This is a genomic window from Pseudomonas sp. SCA2728.1_7 (assembly GCF_018138145.1).
Lineage (GTDB): Bacteria > Pseudomonadota > Gammaproteobacteria > Pseudomonadales > Pseudomonadaceae > Aquipseudomonas > Aquipseudomonas koreensis_A.
In genome coordinates, this window is record NZ_CP073104.1 from 4,587,215 (window position 1) to 4,606,663 (window position 19,449).

The window sequence follows — 19,449 nt, forward strand, 5'->3', positions numbered from 1 at the left end:
ATCGAAATTGTTGACTGATACACCGCTATCGCGAGCAGGCTCACTCCTACAAGGGGTTGTGGTGTGTCAGTTGCTCGAGAGTTTGTCGCCCCGGGCGAATTTCCAGGTACGAATGATTTCCAGACGGTCGATATCCGACAAGTCCCCGGTAAACGGGGCAAACGGTGCTGCCAACCGGACGATGCGCTGCGCCGCCTGATCCAGCAGCGGCTGGCCGGAGGATTCCAGCACCAGCACTTCATACAGCGAACCATCGCGGTTGATCGAGACCATCAGGCGCAAATTGCCGTAGATCTGCTTGCGCCGCGCTTCCTCGGGGTAATTGAGGTTACCGATGCGCTCAACCTTCTTGCGCCAGTCGTCCTTGTACCAGGCACCCTTGTCGCGCATGGTCGATGCCGCGCTCAAGCGGTGAATACGCGGGCGCTTGGCGTACAGCTGTTGTTCCTTGGCCAGTTCGGCTTCGAGGCTGGCGATGTCGCTGGACAGCTGCGAGCTGTCGAATTCCGGCGCATCAACCGTCGGTTTGACCTCGGTCTTGCTTTCTTCTTTCTTGGTCGGTGCTTTTTTCGGCTTTGGCGCGACGGTGGTCACCGCAGCCTTCGGCGCGGCCTCCTGCACTTCCGGTTTGGCGGCCGGTGGCGGGGTGACTTTTTTGACCTGATTGTCCTGGAACGGCGCCACCTCAGTGGTTTTGGGGATCGCCTTCTTGTCCAGCGTGCCGCTGCCTTCCTGATGCTCTTGGGCGAGAAAGTCAGCCTTCTCCGGCTTCTTTTCGCTCTTGAAGGTAGCGAGGGTGATTTCCAGGGTTTTGCTGATTTGCTTGGGCTCGACCATCGTGAAGCCGACGCCGAGCAGCAGCGCCAAATGGATCAGCGCTGCGAGAAACAGGGTAAAACCGAGGCGATCGGCCGGGCGCACGCCACGGTGGGCGAGTTCTGCGGGCAGATCGGACGGGAGGGTCATGACAAGAAAACCAACATCGCGTTTTTCAGAGGCTGCGCATGATAACGCAATGTTGGTTTCACGCCTTGGGCTTCACGCTTCAAGCGACAGACTGCATGTGACGTGCATCAAGCTTGTGGCAATTTGCCGGCGGCTTGCAGCTTCTTGGCGATTGCATCCATCAACATGCCGCCAATGTCGGTGCCGAAGGCGTTGTCGATTTCACGGATGCAGGTCGGGCTGGTGACGTTGATTTCAGTGAGGCTTTCACCGATCACGTCGAGACCGACGAACAGCAGGCCTTTCTCACGCAAGGTCGGGCCCACTTGGGCAGCGATCCAGCGATCCTTTTCAGTCAGCGGACGCGCTTCGCCACGGCCACCGGCCGCCAGGTTGCCACGGGTTTCGCCCTGCGCCGGAATTCGCGCCAGGCAGTAATCCACCGGCTCGCCGTCGATCATCAGGATGCGTTTGTCGCCGTCCTTGATTGCCGGCAGGTAAGCCTGGCCCATGATCTGCTGGCCACCGAGGGCGGTCAGGGTTTCGAGGATCACCGACAGGTTCGGATCGCCTGCGCGGTGACGGAAGATCGACGTGCCGCCCATGCCGTCCAGCGGCTTGAGGATCACGTCGCCGTGCTTGGCGGCGAATTCACGCAGCACGTCAGCGCGGCGGCTGACGATGGTTGGCGGTGTGCACTGCGGAAACAGCGTGGCGAACAGCTTTTCATTGCAGTCGCGCAGGCTCTGCGGCTTGTTTACCACCAGCACGCCAGCGGTTTCGGCCTGTTCGAGCAGGTAGGTGGAGTAGACGAACTCCATGTCGAACGGCGGATCCTTGCGCATCAGAATCACGTCCAGATCGCTCAGCAGGTTGTCCTGCTCGTCGTCCAGTTCGAACCATTTTTCCGGGTTGGCGAAGACTTTCAGCGGCTTCATGCGCGCCCGAGCCTGACCTTCACCCTGATACAGGTCGCGCTGTTCCATATAGAACAGTTCCCAGCCACGCTTCTGCGCGGCCAGCAGCATGGCCAGCGAGCTATCCTTTTTATAGGAGATGCTGGCGATAGGGTCCATGACAATCCCGACGCGAACGCTCATTGGGTTTTCCTCGAAAATTGGCTACCGGATCGGTATTGAAAAAGTGCCGCCAGAGTGGCGCCGGGCGGGTTTTCGGTCAAGGAAAAACCCGTCGATAGATTGCATCTGGAGACTGTGCTAAAAAGACTGCCAAGCGGTGCTGGCCCTTGAGCATCAAGGGTTTCCAGCCATCAGTCATCGCAAAACGGACAATTTGATTCGCAAAGGCGACGGTAGAGCCCTCTTATGGAACAGCAGTCCAGCGCCTTGAAGGTCATGGTGATCGACGACTCGAAAACGATTCGTCGCACCGCCGAAACATTGTTGAAGAATGTCGGTTGCGAAGTGATCACGGCGATCGACGGTTTCGACGCCTTGGCCAAGATCGCCGATAACCATCCCGGGATCATTTTTGTCGACATCATGATGCCGCGTCTGGATGGTTATCAGACCTGCGCTTTAATCAAGAACAACAGTGCGTTCAAGGCGACGCCGGTGATCATGCTGTCATCGCGTGACGGGCTGTTCGACAAGGCCAAGGGGCGGATTGTCGGTTCCGATCAATTTTTGACCAAACCGTTCAGCAAGGAAGAGCTGCTCAGCGCGATCCAGGCCCATGTTCCGGGCTTCGCCGCCGTTTTGCCGCAGTAAGACACGTACAGTGACGCTCGGCCAGCGGGCCGGGGGTCGACAAGAAAAATGGGGAAAACCATGGCACGTATCCTGATCGTCGATGATTCGCCGACTGAAATGTACAAACTGACCGGCATGCTCGAAAAGCACGGCCATGAAGTGCTGAAGGCCGAAAACGGCGCCGACGGCGTGGCCCTGGCCCGTCAGGAAAAACCCGACGCGGTATTGATGGACATCGTCATGCCCGGTCTCAATGGTTTTCAGGCCACCCGCCAGTTGACCAAAGACGCCGACACCAGCCACATCCCGGTGATCATCATCACCACCAAGGATCAGGAAACCGACAAGGTCTGGGGCACCCGTCAGGGCGCCAAGGACTACCTGACCAAACCGGTCGACGAAGACACCCTGATCAAGACCCTGAACAACGTGCTCAAAGGCTGATCGCGCGACCATGAGCGAATCGCTGACCGCGTTCGAACTGCTCTGGCAAATCGACCAGCGTTGCCGCTTGCTGGCGGCGGATTTGCCGTCGCAACCAGCGCGCCAGGATCGCTGGAGCGGCATCGGCTTTCGCCTCGGCGAGCATTGGTATGTGGCGCCGATGGGCGAAGTCAGCGAAGTGCTCCACGAACCGCGCTTCACCCAGTTGCCCGGGGTCAAGCCGTGGGTCAAAGGCGTGGCTAACCTGCGCGGGCGGCTGTTGCCGATCATGGATTTGTGCGGATTTTTCGGCCATGAACTGTCGCCGCTGCGTAAACAACGGCGGGTATTGGTGGTCGAGCATGGCGATGTGTTTGCCGGGTTGATGGTCGATGAGGTGATTGGTCTGCAGCATTTCGAGCAGGACAGCTTCGAACCGATCTCGATCAGCAAGCGCCAGGGCTCCAAGGCCGAGTTCGTCAAAGGCTATTTTCGGCGCGAGCAGAACTGGCGGGTGTTCAGCCTGTTTGCGCTGGCCAAGTCCCCGGTGTTCATGAGCGTCGCGATATAGCCGTTACAACAAAGATCCCTTGTAGGAGTGAGCCTGCTCGCGATTCAGGCACCGCGGTGTATCAAGTACACCGCGTTATCGTTCAATCGCGAGCAGGCTCACTCCTACAGGTTCTACCGGTGAGCTTCAAACAGGCGAGGACCGATGACAAAAGCAAAAACAGGCAAGCCGGCGGAAGGCTCGCGCAGTCGCTCGCAGATCATCGTGCTGTTCATCGCACTGATCGTGTTCATCATGCTGCTGTTCGCCAACTTCGCGTACCTCAATACCCAGGCGAACTACGACAAACAGTACATCGGCCACGCCGGTGAACTGCGCGTGCTCTCGCAGCGCATCGCCAAGAACGCCACCGAAGCCGCCGCCGGCAAGGCTGCCGCGTTCAAGCTGCTCAGCGATGCGCGCAACGATTTCGCCCAGCGCTGGGGTTACCTGAAAAAGGGCGACCCGGCCACCGGCCTGCCGCCAGCCCCGGCCACCGTGCGCCCGGAAATGCGCGCTGTGCAGCTGGATTGGGAACGCCTGCTGAAAAACACCGACGCGATTCTTTCCAGCGAACAGACCGTGCTGTCGCTGCATCAGGTCGCCGCGACCCTGGCCGAAACCGTGCCGCAGTTGCAGATCGAATACGAAAAAGTTGTCGAAATCCTCCTGCAACGCGGCGCCCCGGCGGCGCAAGTGGCGATGGCTCAGCGTCAATCGTTGCTGGCCGAGCGCATCCTTGGCGCGGTCAATACCGTACTCGCCGGCGACGAAAACTCGCAGCAAGCCGCCGATGCCTTCGGCCGCGACGCCACCCGTTTCGGCCAAGTGCTCAACGGCATGCTGCAAGGCAACCCGACCCTGAAAATCAGCCAGGTCGAAGACCGCGACGCCCGTGCCCGTTTGAGTGAGATTTCCGAGCTGTTCCAGTTTGTCTCCGGCTCCGTCGATGAAATCCTCGAGACCTCGCCGGAGCTGTTCAAGGTTCGTGAATCGGCGAGCAATATCTTCAGCCTCTCGCAAACCCTGCTCGACGAAGCCTCGCACCTGGCCACTCGCTTTGAGAACCTTGCCGGTGGGCGCAACACCGACACCATCGGCGGTTACGTCCTCGGTTTGCTGGCGCTGGCCTCGATCATCCTGATCGGCATGGTCATGGTTCGTGAAACCAACCGGCAACTGCGTGAAACTGCCGAGAAGAACGAGCGCAACCAGAACGCGATCATGCGTCTGCTCGACGAAATCGAAGACCTCGCTGATGGCGACCTCACCGTGACCGCCTCGGTGACCGAAGACTTCACCGGCACCATTGCTGACTCGATCAACTATTCCGTCGACCAACTGCGCGATCTCGTCGCGACGATCAACCTCACCGCCGGCCAGGTCGCCGCTGCGGTGCAGGAAACCCAGGCCACCGCCATGCACCTGGCGCAGGCCTCGGAACATCAGGCCCAGCAGATTTCCGAAGCCTCGACGGCGATCAGCGACATGGCCGAGTCCATCGATCAGGTTTCGGCCAACGCCGCCGAGTCTTCAGCGGTCGCCGAGCGCTCCGTGGAGATCGCCAACAAGGGCAACGAGGTGGTGCACAACACCATCCACGGCATGGACAACATTCGCGAACAGATCCAGGACACCGCCAAACGCATCAAGCGTCTGGGCGAGTCGTCGCAGGAAATCGGCGACATCGTCAGCCTGATCGACGACATCGCCGACCAGACCAACATCCTCGCCCTCAACGCGGCCATTCAGGCGTCGATGGCCGGTGATGCCGGGCGCGGTTTTGCCGTGGTCGCCGATGAAGTGCAGCGGCTGGCCGAACGCTCGTCCGCCGCTACCCGGCAGATCGAAACCCTGGTGCGGGCGATTCAGACCGACACCAACGAAGCCGTAATTTCCATGGAGCAAACCACCACCGAAGTGGTGCGCGGCGCGCGACTGGCGCAGGATGCCGGTGTGGCCCTGGAAGAAATCGAAGGCGTGTCGAAAACCCTCGCGGCGCTGATTCAAAGCATCTCCAACGCGGCGCAGCAGCAGACGACGTCGGCCGGGCAGATTTCCCTGACGATGAACGTGATCCAGCAGATCACCTCGCAGACTTCGTCCGGCTCCACGGCCACGGCCGAGAGCATCGGCAACCTGACGAAAATGGCCAGTCAGTTACGGCGTTCGGTGTCCGGCTTCACCTTGCCGGCGGCGACAGATAAAGCGTGAGTGGAGTGGTTATGGGTGATCGGCACGACTATGTGGCCCTGGAATGGGTCAAAGGCGAAATTGCCGAAACGCTGAAGCTGGCGCATCAGGCGATTGAAGCCGTGCTCGATGATCCGCAGGCTTTTCCCGGGCTGGACGAGTGCCTGGATTACATCCATCAGGTCCATGGCAGCCTGCAGATGGTCGAGTTCTACGGCGCAGCCTTGCTCGCCGAAGAAATGGAGCATCTGGTTGAAGCCCTGCAACACGAACGCGTCAGCCACCGCGACGAAGCCCTGCACCTGTTGTTGCAAGCGCTCGGGCAATTGCCGATATACCTCGACCGCGTGCAGAGCGCCCGGCGTGATCTGCCGCTGGTGGTGCTGCCGCTGCTCAACGATCTGCGCAGCGCCCGTGGCGAAAGCCTGTTGTCTGAAACCAGCCTGTTCAGCCCGCAGTTGCCCGACTTCCCGCCCCTGAGCGCCGAAGCACTGGCGCTGCTCGAGCCGGCAGAGCTGGCGAACGTGCTGCGCAAATTGCGTCAGATGCTGCAAATGGCCTTGGTCGGTTTGCTGCGCGAGCAGGATGACCAGACCCACCTCGGTTATCTGGCCAAGGTCTTCACCCGCCTCGAAGCGCTGAGCGGCGATTCACCCCTGAGCCCGTTGTGGCAAGTCGCCTCGGCGCTGGTCGAAGGCATGCGCGAAGGCGTCATCGCCAACAGTCCGGCGCTGCGCAGCCTGTTCAAGGATGCCGACAAAGAACTCAAACGCCTGCTCGATCAGGGCATGGCCGGCCTCAACCAGCCGCCACCTGCGGAGCTGCTGAAAAGCCTGTTGTTCTATATTGCCAAAGCCGAACATCCCACCGGGCAGATGCTGACCATGAAAGATCGCTACTCCCTGGACGACGCGTTGCCCGACAGCGCGATGGTCGACGAAGAACGCGCGCGCCTGGCCGGCCCCGACCGCGATGCGATGCGCTCGGTGCTGGCGGCATTGTGCGAAGAGCTGGTGCGGGTCAAGGAACGCCTCGACCTGTTCGTGCGCAGCGACCGCCAGCACACTTCGGATCTGGAAAGCCTGCTGGCGCCGTTGCGGCAGATCGCCGACACCCTCGCCGTGCTCGGTTTCGGCCAGCCGCGCAAAGTCATCATCGATCAATTGGCCGTGGTGCTCAGCCTTGCCCAAGGCCAGCGCGAACCGAACGATGCGATCCTGATGGACGTTGCCGGCGCGCTGCTCTACGTCGAAGCGACGCTGGCCGGGATGGTCGGCACCGTAGAGCCGGAAAGCCTGGAAGACGCGCGTTTGCCGACCACCGACCTGACGCAGATCCATCAGATCGTGATCAAGGAAGCGCGCATCTGCCTGCAACAGGCCAAGGACATGATCGTCGACTACATCGACGCCGATTGGGATCGCCAGCACCTGCAACCGTTGCCGGCGCTGCTGACTCAGGTGCGCGGTGCGCTGGCGATGATTCCGCTCAGCCGGGCGGCGAGTCTGGTCGAAGCGTGCAACGGTTTTATCCGCGAACATTTGCTGCTCGATCCGCATGAGCCGGGTTGGGAACAACTCGATCATCTGGCCGACGTCATCAGCAGCCTCGAGTATTACCTCGAACGCTTGAGCGATGACCCTCAGGCCCCGGGCGAACAATTGCTGGACGTCGCGCAGAAGTCCCTCGCCAGTCTGGGTTTCTTTCCAAATGAGCCGCATGTGCCGGTGCTCGAAGACGTGCTCAGCCCCAGCGAAGCGCTGGTGATGCAGGACATGCAGGCGCTGGACGACCCCGATATTGTCCAATCGTTGGCTGAGGTACTGGCGAGCCCGGTTTCGGCGCTGAATCCACCGGCCCTGATCACCCCGGGCAGCCTGATGCCGCCACCGGCCGATGAAGAACCGGTCGACGACGAATTGCGCGAAGTGTTCCTCGAAGAGACCGACGAAGTCCTCGAAGTCCTCCACGAATATCTGCCGCGCTGGACCGCCAATCCGCAGGACCGCGATGCGCTGACCGAACTGCGCCGTGCCTTCCACACCTTGAAGGGCAGCGGGCGCATGGTCCGCGCGCTGATCCTCGGTGAGTTGGCGTGGGCCGTGGAGAACCTGCTTAACCGTGTACTCGAACAAAGCGTCGAACCGGGCGCGGTGGTGCCACAACTGCTCACCGACACGGTGCTGTTGCTGCCGGAACTGATCAATGAATTCGCCACTAACAGCCAACGTCAGCGCAGCGATGTCGATCAACTCGCCGCCCGCGCCCACGCTTTGGCCAAAGGTGACGAGCCGCTGGCCGCCGAAGACCTCGACGACGTTGCCGCGCTCGATCCGTTGTTGCTGGAGATCTTCCGCAACGAAGCGGAAACCCACCTCGCCAGCCTCAACCGTTTCCTCGATCAGGCCGCCGAGCATGTGCCGTTGCAGGCCAGCGACGAGTTGCAGCGCGCACTGCATACGCTCAAGGGCAGTGCCTCGATGGCCGGCGTATTGCCGATTGCCGAACTCGCTGCGCCGCTCGATCAACTGGCCCGCGAGTTCAAGGCGCACCAGTTGCCGCTGGACCTCGACGAAGTGGAGTTGCTGCTCGAAGCCGAGGGCCTGTTCCGCGTCGGCCTGCGTCAGCTCAAGCATGATCCGCTGGCGCCGATTGTCGGTGCGCAGTCGCTGATCAAACGCTCGGAAATCCTGCTTGCCGAGCGTCTGGCGTCGATCCTCGATGCGCCGAACACCGGCCTGCGGATCAAGCGCGATCCGCAACTGATCAACAACTTCCTCGCCCAGGGCATGGACATCCTCCTCGACGCCGAAAACCTCTTGCAGCGCTGGCAGCAACACCCCGGCGAACGTCAGGAACTCAGCGCCTTGCTGGATGAATTGACGACGCTTGGCGAAGGCGCACACATGGCCGATCTGCTGCCGGTCGACGTGCTCTGTGAAGCCTTGCTCGACCTGTATGGCGCGGTGGAAGAAAGCAGTCTGGCGGTCAGCGAACGGTTTTTCCAGGAAGCGCAGAACGCCCACGAAGCACTGATCAACATGCTCGACGAACTGGCCGCCGGTCAGGAAGTCACGCCGCAACCGGCTCGGATTCGGGCGCTGCATGATCTGCTCGATCAGAGCCTCGATCCTTCTTCCATGGGCCTGATTCGCAGCGATGGCAGCCGCACTTTGAGCATCCGTGAACTGGGCAGCGCCACCGCTGAGTTGCAGCAAAAGGCAACGGCGCTTGAACCCGATGACGAGATTGTCGAGATCTTCCTCGAAGAGGCGATCGACATTCTCGACAGCTCCGGCCAAGCCCTGCAGCGCTGGCTGAGCGATCCCGACAACGCCGCGCCGCTGTCCTCGTTGCAACGTGATCTGCATACGCTCAAGGGCGGCGCGCGGATGGCCGAAGTCGAGGCCATCGGCGATCTGGCTCAAGAGCTGGAAAGCCTTTACGAAGGTCTGGTCGATCGTCGCTATCACTACAGCGAAAGCCTGGGGCGCTTGCTGCTCAAGAGCCATGACCGCTTGGCGCTGTTGCTTGATCAACTACAAAATCATCAGCCGCTGACCCCGGCGCAGGATCTGATCGACACGATTCGTCAGGTACGTCAGGGCCACAGCGTTGCTGAAGCGCCGCCAGCAATAGCCGAGCACGACAGCGCTGGCCATGATCCCGAGCTGCTGGAGATCTTCCTCGAAGAAGGTTTCGACATCATCGAAAACTCCGGCGCCGCGCTGCTGCGCTGGCAGGCCGAGCCCGGCAATCGTCAGGAAGTGGAAACCCTGCTGCGCGATCTGCACACGCTCAAGGGTGGCGCGCGGATGGTCGAGATCGGCCCGATCGGCGACCTCGCGCATGAGCTGGAATACCTTTACGAAAGTCTTTCCAGCGGCGCGTTGCAGCCATCGGCGGAGCTGTTTGCGCTGGTGCAGCGTGGGCATGATCGTTTGGCGCAGATGCTTGATGGCGTGCGCGCCGGGCAACCGTGCCCGCCGGCGGATCGGTTGATCAACGCGATCCAGAATTTCAGTCATCCGGTGACGGTAGAAACGCCGCCAGTGCTGCCTGTGCCTGTCAAGACTGACGCGGCACCGCCGGCTGCCGAGGCTGGCGCGGACATGGTCAAAGTCTCCGCCGAATTGCTCGATGAGCTGGTCAATTTGGCTGGCGAAACTTCAATCTTCCGTGGCCGTATCGAACAGCAGGTCAACGATGCGCAGATCGCCCTGAACGAGATGGAAACCACCATCGAACGCATGCGCGATCAATTGCGCCGCCTCGACACTGAAACCCAGGGGCGGATTCTCAGCCGTCAGCAAGTCGACGCCGAACGCCTCGGCTATGAAGAATTCGATCCGCTGGAAATGGACCGCCATTCGCAGTTGCAGCAACTGTCGCGGGCGCTGTTCGAATCGGCCTCCGACCTGCTCGATCTCAAGGAAACCCTCGACCGCCGCAATCACGACGCCGAGAACCTGTTGCAGCAACAAGGCCGCATCAACACCGAATTGCAGGAAGGCCTGATGCGCACGCGCATGGTGCCGTTCGAGCGCATGTTGCCGCGCCTGAAACGCATCGTTCGCCAAGTCGCTGAAGAGCTGAACAAAGACGTCGCATTTGTCGTCGGCAACGCTGAAGGCGAGATGGATCGCAACGTGCTGGAACGCATGGCTGCGCCGCTGGAACACATGCTGCGCAACGCCGTCGACCACGGTCTGGAGTCCGCCGAGGTGCGGCTGGCGGCGGGTAAACCGGCGCAAGGACAGATCAGCCTCGACCTGTCGCGCGAGGGCGGCGACATCGTTTTCGACATTCGCGATGACGGCGCCGGGGTGCCGCTGGAAGCGGTGCGGCGCAAGGCGATCAAGCGTGGCATGCTCGCGCCGGAAGCGGAGATCAGCGACCGCGACGTGTTGCAGTTCATCCTTCAGCCGGGCTTTTCCACAGCGGAAAAGATCACCCAGATTTCCGGGCGCGGCGTCGGCATGGACGTGGTGCATGAAGAGGTGCGGCAACTCGGCGGCAGCATGAGCATCGACTCGGTACCGGGGCAGGGCGTGCATTTTCGCATTCGACTGCCGTTCACCGTGTCGGTCAACCGTGCGCTGATGGTGCAGTGTAGCGAGGATCAATACGCGATTCCGCTGAACACCATCGAAGGCATTGTTCGCGTGTTGCCGAATGATCTGGAAGCGCACTTCCGCGTTGATCCGCCACGCTATCAGTACGGCGGCCAGACCTACGAACTGTGCTATCTCGGTGAACTGCTGAAAACCGCGCCACGGCCGAAACTGCTCGGCCAGAACCTGCCATTGCCGGTGCTGCTGGTGCACTACAACGACCGGCGCATCGCGGTGCTGGTCGATACCATGGCCGGTACCCGCGAGATCGTGGTCAAAAGCCTCGGTGCGCAATTCGCGGCGGTGCAGGGCGTGTCCGGGGCGACGATTCTCGGCGATGGCCGGGTGGTGCTGATTCTCGATTTGCTCGCGCCGATCCGCGCGATGCAAGCGCGGGTTGCGCAGACGCCGACGCTGCCGGAGATCGACAGCGAACCGCACAAACCGCTGCTGGTGATGGTGGTCGACGACTCGGTCACCGTGCGCAAGGTCACCAGCCGTTTGCTCGAACGCCACGGCATGAACGTGCTGACCGCCAAGGACGGTGTCGATGCCATGCTGCTGCTGGAAGAACACATGCCTGACCTGATGCTGCTCGACATCGAAATGCCGCGCATGGACGGCTTCGAAGTCGCCACCCAGGTGCGCAACGACGAACGTCTGCAACACCTGCCGATCATCATGATCACCTCGCGCACCGGGCAGAAACACCGCGACCGCGCGATGGCCATCGGCGTCAACGACTACCTCGGCAAGCCGTATCAAGAGTCGGTGCTGCTTGAAAGCATTGCCCACTGGAGCAAGAAACATGCATGAGCGCCGGCATAATCAGCGCAGCAGTCAGCTGACCGGGTTGCTGCTGCCGTTGGCGGATCGCAATTTGATCCTGCCTAACGTCGCTGTCGCTGAGTTGATCGACTATCAGGCCAGTGCCTTCGATCTGGATACGCCGCCGTGGTATCTCGGCAAGGTTACGTGGCGTGAGCGGCAGATTCCGTTGCTGAGTTTCGAGTCGGCGTGCGGGCAGAAAATCGTCATTGGCGAGCGGGCGCGGATTGTGATTTTGAATGCGCTCGGTGGGTTGCCGGAGTTGAAGTTCATTGCGCTGCTGGTGCAGGGGATTCCGCGGTCGTACAAGCTTGATAGTCAGTTGAGTTATGTCGACGTGCCGTTGTGTGCGCTGGAGCTGGCGGCGGTGCAGGTCGGGGAGCAAGTGGCGAAGGTGCCGGATTTGCTTGGGTTGGAGAAGTTGTTGGTGGATGCTGGGCAGATCCACTGATTCAGAATTTTCATTGGCCTGACTGGCCTCATCGCGAGCAGGCTCACTCCTACAGTTGGAATGCATTCCCCTGTAGGAGTGAGCCTGCTCGCGATAGCGCCTGCGGCATCCACCAAAATCCGACAGACAAATCCTCAATCCCCGCAGTGCAATAAACGCATCCAGGCACATCTGTTTAAAGACACCCGGTGTTACGGCTCCCTAGCCTACAAATCCTTGCGCCGCTGCCTACGCATGCACCAGAATCCGCCGGCTTGTGCGCCTTGGGCATGCTGCGTAACTTGATTCCGTCACTGATTTCCAGTGATCGGGTTTAGCAGCCTGTGGTTAATCTAAGGGTGCACATACATCATCGTCAGGCTCAGCGCCTGCATTCGATGGCGGCTGTGCGCAGGGCGCTTCGGCGCGCCGGCTTCCTTAGGTTCCCCGGTCTGCTAACCTGCGTTCAGCTGCCACCCCTTCTTTTAGCAGAGAAGTGGTTCCAGCTTTATTTCGGAACCTGAAGATGATTAAACCTACGCCTAACCCCCCGCTCGCAGATCCCGCATCCCCCTACGAATCCCCCGATTCGAAGAAATTCCACGAAGCCGCCGAACGCGCCCTCGACCATTACCTCGGCCCGACCAACGCCGACCTGATGGCCACGCCTTACACCCCCAACACGCTGTACATGGCCAATCCCAATGCCGACACCGAATCCCTGCTGGCCGACGCCAGTGAAACCCTCGGCTCGGCTACGGTAATGCTCAACAACCATGCGGCAATGGTGGAAGGTACGCACCGCAAGACTGTGCAAGGAATTGCGCAGGTGGTGATGGTGGCGGAGATGGCCGTCAATCGTTTGTTGGATAGGTTGGTGCCGACGGAGTGACTTAAAAGCTGACCCTCACCCCAGCCCTCTCCCGGAGGGAGAGGGGGCCGACCGAGGTGTCTTGCGCTATACATCGATCTGAAAAAACGAGTCGATTATGGGTTTGGTAAAGCGAGTCGATTATGGATTCGGTAAAGCGCGATCAGGTCGGCGCAATTCCCGAATATCCCCCAATTAGTCCCCTCTCCCTCCGGGAGAGGGCTAGGGTGAGGGTGCTCTTGATCGTTACCCTGAGCGTAACGATTCACCACCGCGCTTGATTGATGCCCCCACCCCACACGCCTACCTTAGCTCCACGACAGCGAACCCCGTGGAGTGAGCATGACAACAACAATTTCCCCCGACTCGCGCTGGACGCGGCGGCGCGATGAGAAGCAGCGCCGCCTCGACAAGGTGCGCGGGCTGGCCGACGGTGTGGTGTTGCCCACCGACAAGATCGTCGCCGCGCTCGAAGCGCTGATCCATCCCGGCGACCGTGTGGTGCTGGAGGGCAACAACCAGAAGCAGGCGGATTTCCTCTCCCGTTCGCTGGCCAAAGCCGACCCGGAAAAGCTCCACGACCTGCACATGATCATGCCCAGCGTCGGTCGCTCCGAGCACCTCGACCTGTTCGAGCGCGGCATCGCCCGCAAGCTCGATTTCTCCTTCGCCGGCACCCAGAGCCTGCGCATCAGCCAGTTGCTCGAAGACGGCCTGCTGGAAATCGGCGCGATTCATACCTACATCGAACTCTACGCGCGGCTGGTGGTGGACCTGATCCCCAACGTCGTGCTCTCGGCCGGTTTCATGGCCGACCGCGCCGGCAACATCTACACCGGCCCCAGTACCGAAGACACCCCGGCATTGATCGAACCCGCCGCATTCAGCGACGGCATCGTCATCGTCCAGGTCAACCAATTGGTCGACGACGTCAGCGAACTGCCGCGCGTCGACATCCCGGCGTCGTGGGTCGATTTCGTCGTGGTGGCCGACAAGCCGTTCTACATCGAACCGCTGTTCACCCGCGACCCACGCCACATCAAACCGGTGCACGTGTTGATGGCGATGATGGCGATCCGTGGCATCTACGAAAAACACAACGTGCAATCGCTCAACCACGGCATCGGTTTCAACACCGCCGCCATCGAACTGATCCTGCCGACCTACGGCGAATCCCTCGGCCTCAAAGGCAAGATCTGCCGCAACTGGACGCTCAACCCGCACCCGACTTTGATCCCGGCGATCGAGAGCGGCTGGGTCGAAAGCGTGCATTGCTTCGGCACCGAACTGGGTATGGAAAACTACATCGCCGCGCGCCCGGACGTGTTCTTCACCGGCCGCGACGGTTCGCTGCGTTCCAACCGGATGTTCTGCCAGCTCGCCGGGCAATACGCGGTGGACCTGTTTATCGGCGCGACTTTGCAGGTCGATGGCGACGGCCATTCCTCGACCGTGACCCGTGGCCGCCTCGCCGGTTTCGGCGGCGCGCCGAACATGGGCCATGACCCGCGCGGTCGCCGTCACGGCACCCCAGCGTGGCTCGATATGCGTCATGACGACTCGCAGCAACCGATGCTCGAACGCGGCAAGAAACTCGTGGTGCAAATGGTCGAGACCTTCCAGGAGGGCGGCAAACCGACCTTTGTCGAAACCCTCGACGCGGTCGAAGTGGCGAAGAAAAGCGGCATGCCGCTGGCGCCGATCATGATCTACGGCGACGACGTCACCCACCTGCTCACCGAAGAAGGCATCGCCTACCTGTACAAGGCGCGCTCGCTGGAAGAGCGCCAGGCGATGATCGCTGCGGTCGCGGGAGTCACCGCCATCGGCCTGCGCCACAACCCGAAAGACACCGAACGTATGCGCCGCGAAGGCCTGATCGCCTTGCCCGAAGACCTCGGCATCCGCCGCACCGACGCCACTCGCGAATTGCTCGCGGCGAAGAGCGTGGCCGATCTGGTCGAGTGGTCCGGCGGCCTGTACAACCCGCCCGCCAAATTCAGGAGCTGGTAATGCACGCATTTAACCTGCAAGCGAAACCGCTTTCTCTGGCTGATCGATTGGCCGATCTGGCGGTGGACGCGTTGATCGACGAAGCCGATCTGTCGCCGAAACCGGCGTTGGTCGACCGTCGCGGCAACGGCGCGCACACCGATCTGCACCTGGGCCTGATGCACGCTTCGGCGCTGTCGTTGTGGCCGGCGTTCAAGGAGATGGCTGAAGCGGCGGTTGCAATCGGTGAAGTCGATTCAACGTTGCGCGAAGCGATTGGCCGCATCGGTCGTGAAGGCGAGCAAGCCATGCTTTCGACCACCAACGGCGTGAACACCCATCGCGGCGCCATTTGGGCGCTGGGATTATTGGTGACGGCCGCTGCACTGGAACCGCAATCTTCCAGCGCCAACGCGGTATCTCTGCGCGCCGCGCGCCTAGCCTTACTAGATGACCGCTACGCACCAAAACCACTGAGCCACGGCGCCCAAGTCGCCCTGCGTTACGGCGCACGCGGTGCCCGAGAAGAGGCGCAGCTCGGCTTCCCCTCGGTGTTGCAACGCGGCCTGCCACAACTCAAACGCAGCCGCGGCAACGGCCACGGCGAACAGAACGCCAGGCTCGACGCCTTGCTCGCGATCATGACTGACCTGGCCGACACCTGCGTGCTCTACCGCGCGGGCGAAGAGGGTTTGCAAGCCATGCAACACGGCGCGCAAGCGGTGCTCGACGCCGGTGGCAGCGCCAGCCTCAGCGGGCGTCGACGCCTGCACGAACTGGATCAACAACTCATCGCATTGAATGCCTCGCCCGGTGGCGCCGCCGACTTGCTCGCCGCCACGCTGCTGCTTGATCGCATCGAGCGCGACGGTATCTCTCAGGGAGCGTTTTGATGGAAACCCTATCGTTTGAATTCCCCGCCGGGCAGCCGCCACGCGGTCGTGCGCTGGTCGGTTGTGTCGGCTCGGGTGATCTGGAAGTGCTGATCGAACCGGGCCTGGCCGGCAAGCTGACGATCAATGTGCAGACCTCGGTCAACGGCGCGCAGCTGCGCTGGCAGCATCTGTTTGCGCGGATGTTCGACGGCACCACGCCGCCGGCGATGGCCATCGATATCCACGATTTCGACGCGACGCCGGGGGTGGTGCGTTTGCGTCTGGAACAAGGTTTCGAGGAGATCGGCCATGACTGACAGCGCAGCGCTTTTGAACAAACACAGCTTCGTCGAACTCGGCGCGCGACAACGGGCGAAAGCCTTGCTCGATGCCGGCAGCTTTCGCGAATTGCTCGATCCGTTTCAACGGGTGATGTCGCCGTGGCTCGAACGTCAGGGCGTGGTACCGCAAGCCGATGACGGCGTGGTGATTGCCAAGGGTAGTCTCGACGGTTTGCCGGTGGTTGTTGCCGCGATTGAAGGCGCGTTTCAGGGCGGCAGCCTTGGCGAAGTCGGCGGGGCGAAGATTGCCGGCGCGCTGGAACTGGCCGCTGAAGACAATCGCAAAGGCATCCCGACGCGCGCGGTGTTGCTGCTGGAAACCGGCGGCGTGCGCTTGCAGGAGGCCAATCTCGGGCTGGCGGCGATTGCTGATATTCATGCGGCGATTGTCGATTTGCAGCAGTACCAACCGGTGGTTGGCGTGGTGGCGGGTAGCGTTGGTTGCTTTGGCGGCATGTCGATTGCGGCGGCGCTGTGCAGCTATTTGCTGGTGACTCAGGAAGCACGACTCGGTTTGAACGGCCCGCAGGTGATTGAACAGGAGGCGGGGATCGAAGAATACGATTCTCGCGACCGGCCATTCATCTGGAGCCTGACTGGCGGCGAGCAGCGGTTTGCCAGTGGTCTGGTGGATCGTTATGTCGCTGATGACGTGGCGAAGATTCGTCAGCAGGTCGGTGAATTACTGCAGCAAGGTTTGCCAGCGCAACCGCGTAGCCAGCGCGCCGACTGGTTCCTGCAACGCCTGAGCAGTCTGAACACTGACCCGCAAATCGAACCGTCGGTGGTTCGCGATCTGTATCAAGGAGAGCGCTCATGAGCGGTTATTCGCTGCGTGGTTTGAACTGGTTCAACGCCTTGAGCGCGGGCGCTGTCGCGGTCGAAGGGCTGCCGCCATCGTTGAGGGTTGCTGACAGTGAGCTGGGGCGTTTTATCGCTGTGGTCGCTGACCCGGACAATCGTTTTCCTCGCGCTCGCAATGGCGAAGTCGGCTTGCTCGAAGGTTGGGGTCTGGCCAAGGCTGTGGATGATGCGATCAGCGTTGATCGCGATAAAGCGCAGAAACGTCCGATCATCGCCATCGTCGATGTGCCGAGCCAGGCTTATGGTCGGCGCGAAGAAGCCCTCGGCATTCATCAGGCGCTGGCCGGTGCGGCGGACAGTTATGCCCGTGCGCGTTTGGCCGGGCATCCGGTGATTGCGTTGTTGGTCGGTAAGGCGATGTCCGGGGCGTTTCTGGCGCATGGTTATCAGGCCAATCGTTTGATTGCGCTGCGTGATCCGGGTGTGATGGTGCACGCGATGGGCAAGGCGTCGGCGGCGCGGGTGACGTTGCGTAGTGTTGAAGAATTGGAAGCGCTGGCCGCCAGTGTGCCGCCGATGGCTTATGACATCGACAGTTATGCGAGTCTCGGATTGCTCTGGGAAACCCTGTCGGTGGAGCAGATTGAACAGCCGACCGCGGATGATCTCTTAAGGGTGAATGAATGCCTTAAGCAAGCCATCAGCGATGTCTCCAGCACTGACTTGAGCAATCGCCTCGGCGCGAAAAATCGTGCGGCCTCCAGCAAGGTTCGCGAACTGCTGAGTGCGCAGTGGTGAGCACGCCTCTGGCCCACGACCTGCTATGGGGCATGACCCCGGCGCAGTTGCCGGCGGATGCGCCGCAGTGGGCAGTCGAGTCGCTGGCCGCCGGGCAACCGGTGGTGGTGCGGCGGGCGTTGAGCGAAGAGGGTTTTATCGCAGTGGGCGTACGAGGAGTGTTGCGCGAGCAGCGGTTGGCGGCGTTTATGCCGGTCGATTCTATTGCCTGTCGGGTCAGTCCCGAGGCGCTTTGTCATATCGATTGCGAGCGTGATTTGCCGGTCATGCACGCGCTCAAACAACTGCGGCCAATGCTCGACGATTGCGGTTGGGTCTGGGGTGTCAGTGGCAGTGTCGGGTTTGAATTGGCCAGTGGTTTTATCGCGATGCACGCGGCCAGCGATCTCGATCTGATCCTGCGTACGCCGCAACTGATCACCCGCAATCAGGCACGCAAACTGGTCGAGCTTTTCGATCAGGCCGTGTGCCGGGTCGACCTGCAATTGCAGACGCCGTTCGGTGCTGTGGCGTTGCGTGAATGGGCCAGCGGCTCGGCGCGCGTGCTGCTGAAAAATGCTCATCAGGCCTGTCTGGTGATTGATCCGTGGAACCCTCAGGAGCAGGCAGCGTGAGCAGCTTGTTGGTACTCCCCGGCCAGGGCGCGCAGCAAGCGGGCATGCTTCAGCGCTTGCCTCGCGAAACCTTGGTCGAAGCCAGTGATGTGCTTGGCGAAGATGTTTTGTTGCTGGATTCTGCTCAAGCATTGCGCACGACAAGGGCGGTTCAGCTCTGCCTGCTAATCGCTGGAGTTGCTGCTTCACGGCAGCTGTTGCAGGACGGACTCACGGCGGATTACGTCGCCGGCCTGTCCATCGGCGCTTACCCGGCAGCGGTGGTTGCCGGCGCTTTGAGCTTCAGCGATGCACTGCATCTCGTCAGCCTGCGCGGTGAGTTGATGCAGCAAGCTTATCCACAAGGCTACGGCATGACCGCGATCATCGGCCTGCAATTATCCACAGTCGAAACGCTGCTGGCGCAGGTACATAGCGAAGATTCGCCGGTGTATCTCGCCAACATCAACGCCGACAATCAGGTTGTGATTGCCGGCAGTGACGAGGCGATGCAAGCGGTGGCCGAACTGGCGCGCAGTCGTGGCGCCGGTCTGGCAAAACGTTTGGCAGTGAGCGTGCCGTCGCACTGCCCATTGCTGGAAAAACCGGCGCAAACCCTCGCCGAAGCCTTCGCCAAGGTCGAGCTGAAAACCGCGAAAATCGCTTACCTGAGCGGTAGCCGCGCGCGCCCTGTGACCAACGTCGAAGCGCTGCGCGACGACCTCGCCTTCAACATGTGCCGCGTGGTGGATTGGCGCGGCACCGTACAAAGCGCCTACGAGCGCGGCGTACGTTTACAGATCGAACTGCCGCCCGGTGCGGTGCTGACCGGGCTGGCGCGCCGGGTGTTCGAACAGGGCACGGTCACTGCCTTCGACAGTGCTCGTCTCGACACCCTGCAAGCGCTGTTGCGTGAGGAGGGTGGCCGCCAACTCTAAAACCGCCGACTCAAGCTTCGAACAACAAAAACAACATTCGAC

The 19,449-nt window shown here is 61.2% G+C and carries 16 protein-coding genes; 14 read left to right on the top strand and 2 right to left on the bottom strand.

The features are described 5' to 3' along the window. Positions 1 to 66 precede the first annotated feature (66 nt). Both KBP52_RS20475 and gshB read right to left on the bottom strand, forming a co-directional pair. Positions 67 to 966: an energy transducer TonB gene (locus KBP52_RS20475; protein ID WP_038358807.1), complete on the bottom strand. Its 900-nt coding sequence runs from the start codon at positions 964 to 966 to the stop codon at positions 67 to 69. A 107-nt stretch (positions 967 to 1,073) separates the two neighbouring features. Further along, positions 1,074 to 2,045, bottom strand: a complete 972-nt coding sequence (gene gshB, locus KBP52_RS20480; protein WP_212620848.1) for a glutathione synthase — start codon at positions 2,043 to 2,045, stop codon at positions 1,074 to 1,076. 225 nt (positions 2,046 to 2,270) lie between these two features. Between gshB and pilG the strand changes: the two genes are divergently transcribed. From pilG to mdcH, 14 genes are all read left to right on the top strand, one after another. Beyond that, positions 2,271 to 2,675 (top strand): twitching motility response regulator PilG, encoded by a 405-nt coding sequence (pilG, locus tag KBP52_RS20485; RefSeq protein ID WP_116028398.1) that lies wholly within the window; start codon positions 2,271 to 2,273, stop codon positions 2,673 to 2,675. 60 nt (positions 2,676 to 2,735) lie between these two features. Beyond that, a complete protein-coding gene (pilH, locus tag KBP52_RS20490; protein ID WP_007913674.1) occupies positions 2,736 to 3,101 on the top strand; it encodes a twitching motility response regulator PilH in 366 nt (121 codons plus the stop codon). Between the two features lie 10 nt (positions 3,102 to 3,111). Beyond that, a complete protein-coding gene (locus KBP52_RS20495; protein WP_007913675.1) occupies positions 3,112 to 3,651 on the top strand; it encodes a chemotaxis protein CheW in 540 nt (179 codons plus the stop codon). 144 nt (positions 3,652 to 3,795) lie between these two features. Beyond that, entirely contained in the window at positions 3,796 to 5,844 is a 2,049-nt protein-coding gene (locus KBP52_RS20500; protein WP_093429842.1) for a methyl-accepting chemotaxis protein, read from the top strand. 11 nt (positions 5,845 to 5,855) lie between these two features. Next, positions 5,856 to 11,753: an Hpt domain-containing protein gene (locus tag KBP52_RS20505; protein ID WP_212620849.1), complete on the top strand. Its 5,898-nt coding sequence runs from the start codon at positions 5,856 to 5,858 to the stop codon at positions 11,751 to 11,753. After that, positions 11,746 to 12,216: a chemotaxis protein CheW gene (locus tag KBP52_RS20510; protein WP_116028395.1), complete on the top strand. Its 471-nt coding sequence runs from the start codon at positions 11,746 to 11,748 to the stop codon at positions 12,214 to 12,216. Before KBP52_RS20505 ends, KBP52_RS20510 begins: the two co-directional genes overlap by 8 nt. 505 nt (positions 12,217 to 12,721) lie before the next feature. Next, positions 12,722 to 13,087: a DUF6124 family protein gene (locus KBP52_RS20515; protein ID WP_077574893.1), complete on the top strand. Its 366-nt coding sequence runs from the start codon at positions 12,722 to 12,724 to the stop codon at positions 13,085 to 13,087. Between the two features lie 321 nt (positions 13,088 to 13,408). Beyond that, positions 13,409 to 15,079, top strand: a complete 1,671-nt coding sequence (gene mdcA / locus KBP52_RS20520) for a malonate decarboxylase subunit alpha (RefSeq protein ID WP_093429846.1) — start codon at positions 13,409 to 13,411, stop codon at positions 15,077 to 15,079. Then, a complete protein-coding gene (locus KBP52_RS20525; RefSeq protein WP_212620850.1) occupies positions 15,079 to 15,951 on the top strand; it encodes a triphosphoribosyl-dephospho-CoA synthase in 873 nt (290 codons plus the stop codon). The genes mdcA and KBP52_RS20525 overlap by 1 nt, the downstream gene beginning before the upstream one ends. Next, on the top strand, positions 15,951 to 16,250 hold the full coding sequence (locus KBP52_RS20530; RefSeq protein WP_212620851.1) for a malonate decarboxylase subunit delta: 300 nt from the start codon (positions 15,951 to 15,953) through the stop codon (positions 16,248 to 16,250). Before KBP52_RS20525 ends, KBP52_RS20530 begins: the two co-directional genes overlap by 1 nt. Next, entirely contained in the window at positions 16,243 to 17,094 is an 852-nt protein-coding gene (locus KBP52_RS20535; protein WP_212620852.1) for a biotin-independent malonate decarboxylase subunit beta, read from the top strand. The genes KBP52_RS20530 and KBP52_RS20535 overlap by 8 nt, the downstream gene beginning before the upstream one ends. After that, positions 17,091 to 17,876, top strand: a complete 786-nt coding sequence (gene mdcE, locus KBP52_RS20540; RefSeq protein WP_212620853.1) for a biotin-independent malonate decarboxylase subunit gamma — start codon at positions 17,091 to 17,093, stop codon at positions 17,874 to 17,876. The genes KBP52_RS20535 and mdcE overlap by 4 nt, the downstream gene beginning before the upstream one ends. Then, the gene (locus tag KBP52_RS20545) at positions 17,870 to 18,490 is read left to right on the top strand and encodes a malonate decarboxylase holo-ACP synthase (protein WP_212620854.1); all 621 of its coding nucleotides are present in this window, start codon (positions 17,870 to 17,872) and stop codon (positions 18,488 to 18,490) included. The genes mdcE and KBP52_RS20545 overlap by 7 nt, the downstream gene beginning before the upstream one ends. Continuing rightward, on the top strand, positions 18,487 to 19,407 hold the full coding sequence (gene mdcH, locus KBP52_RS20550; protein WP_212620855.1) for a malonate decarboxylase subunit epsilon: 921 nt from the start codon (positions 18,487 to 18,489) through the stop codon (positions 19,405 to 19,407). Before KBP52_RS20545 ends, mdcH begins: the two co-directional genes overlap by 4 nt. Positions 19,408 to 19,449 lie beyond the last annotated feature (42 nt).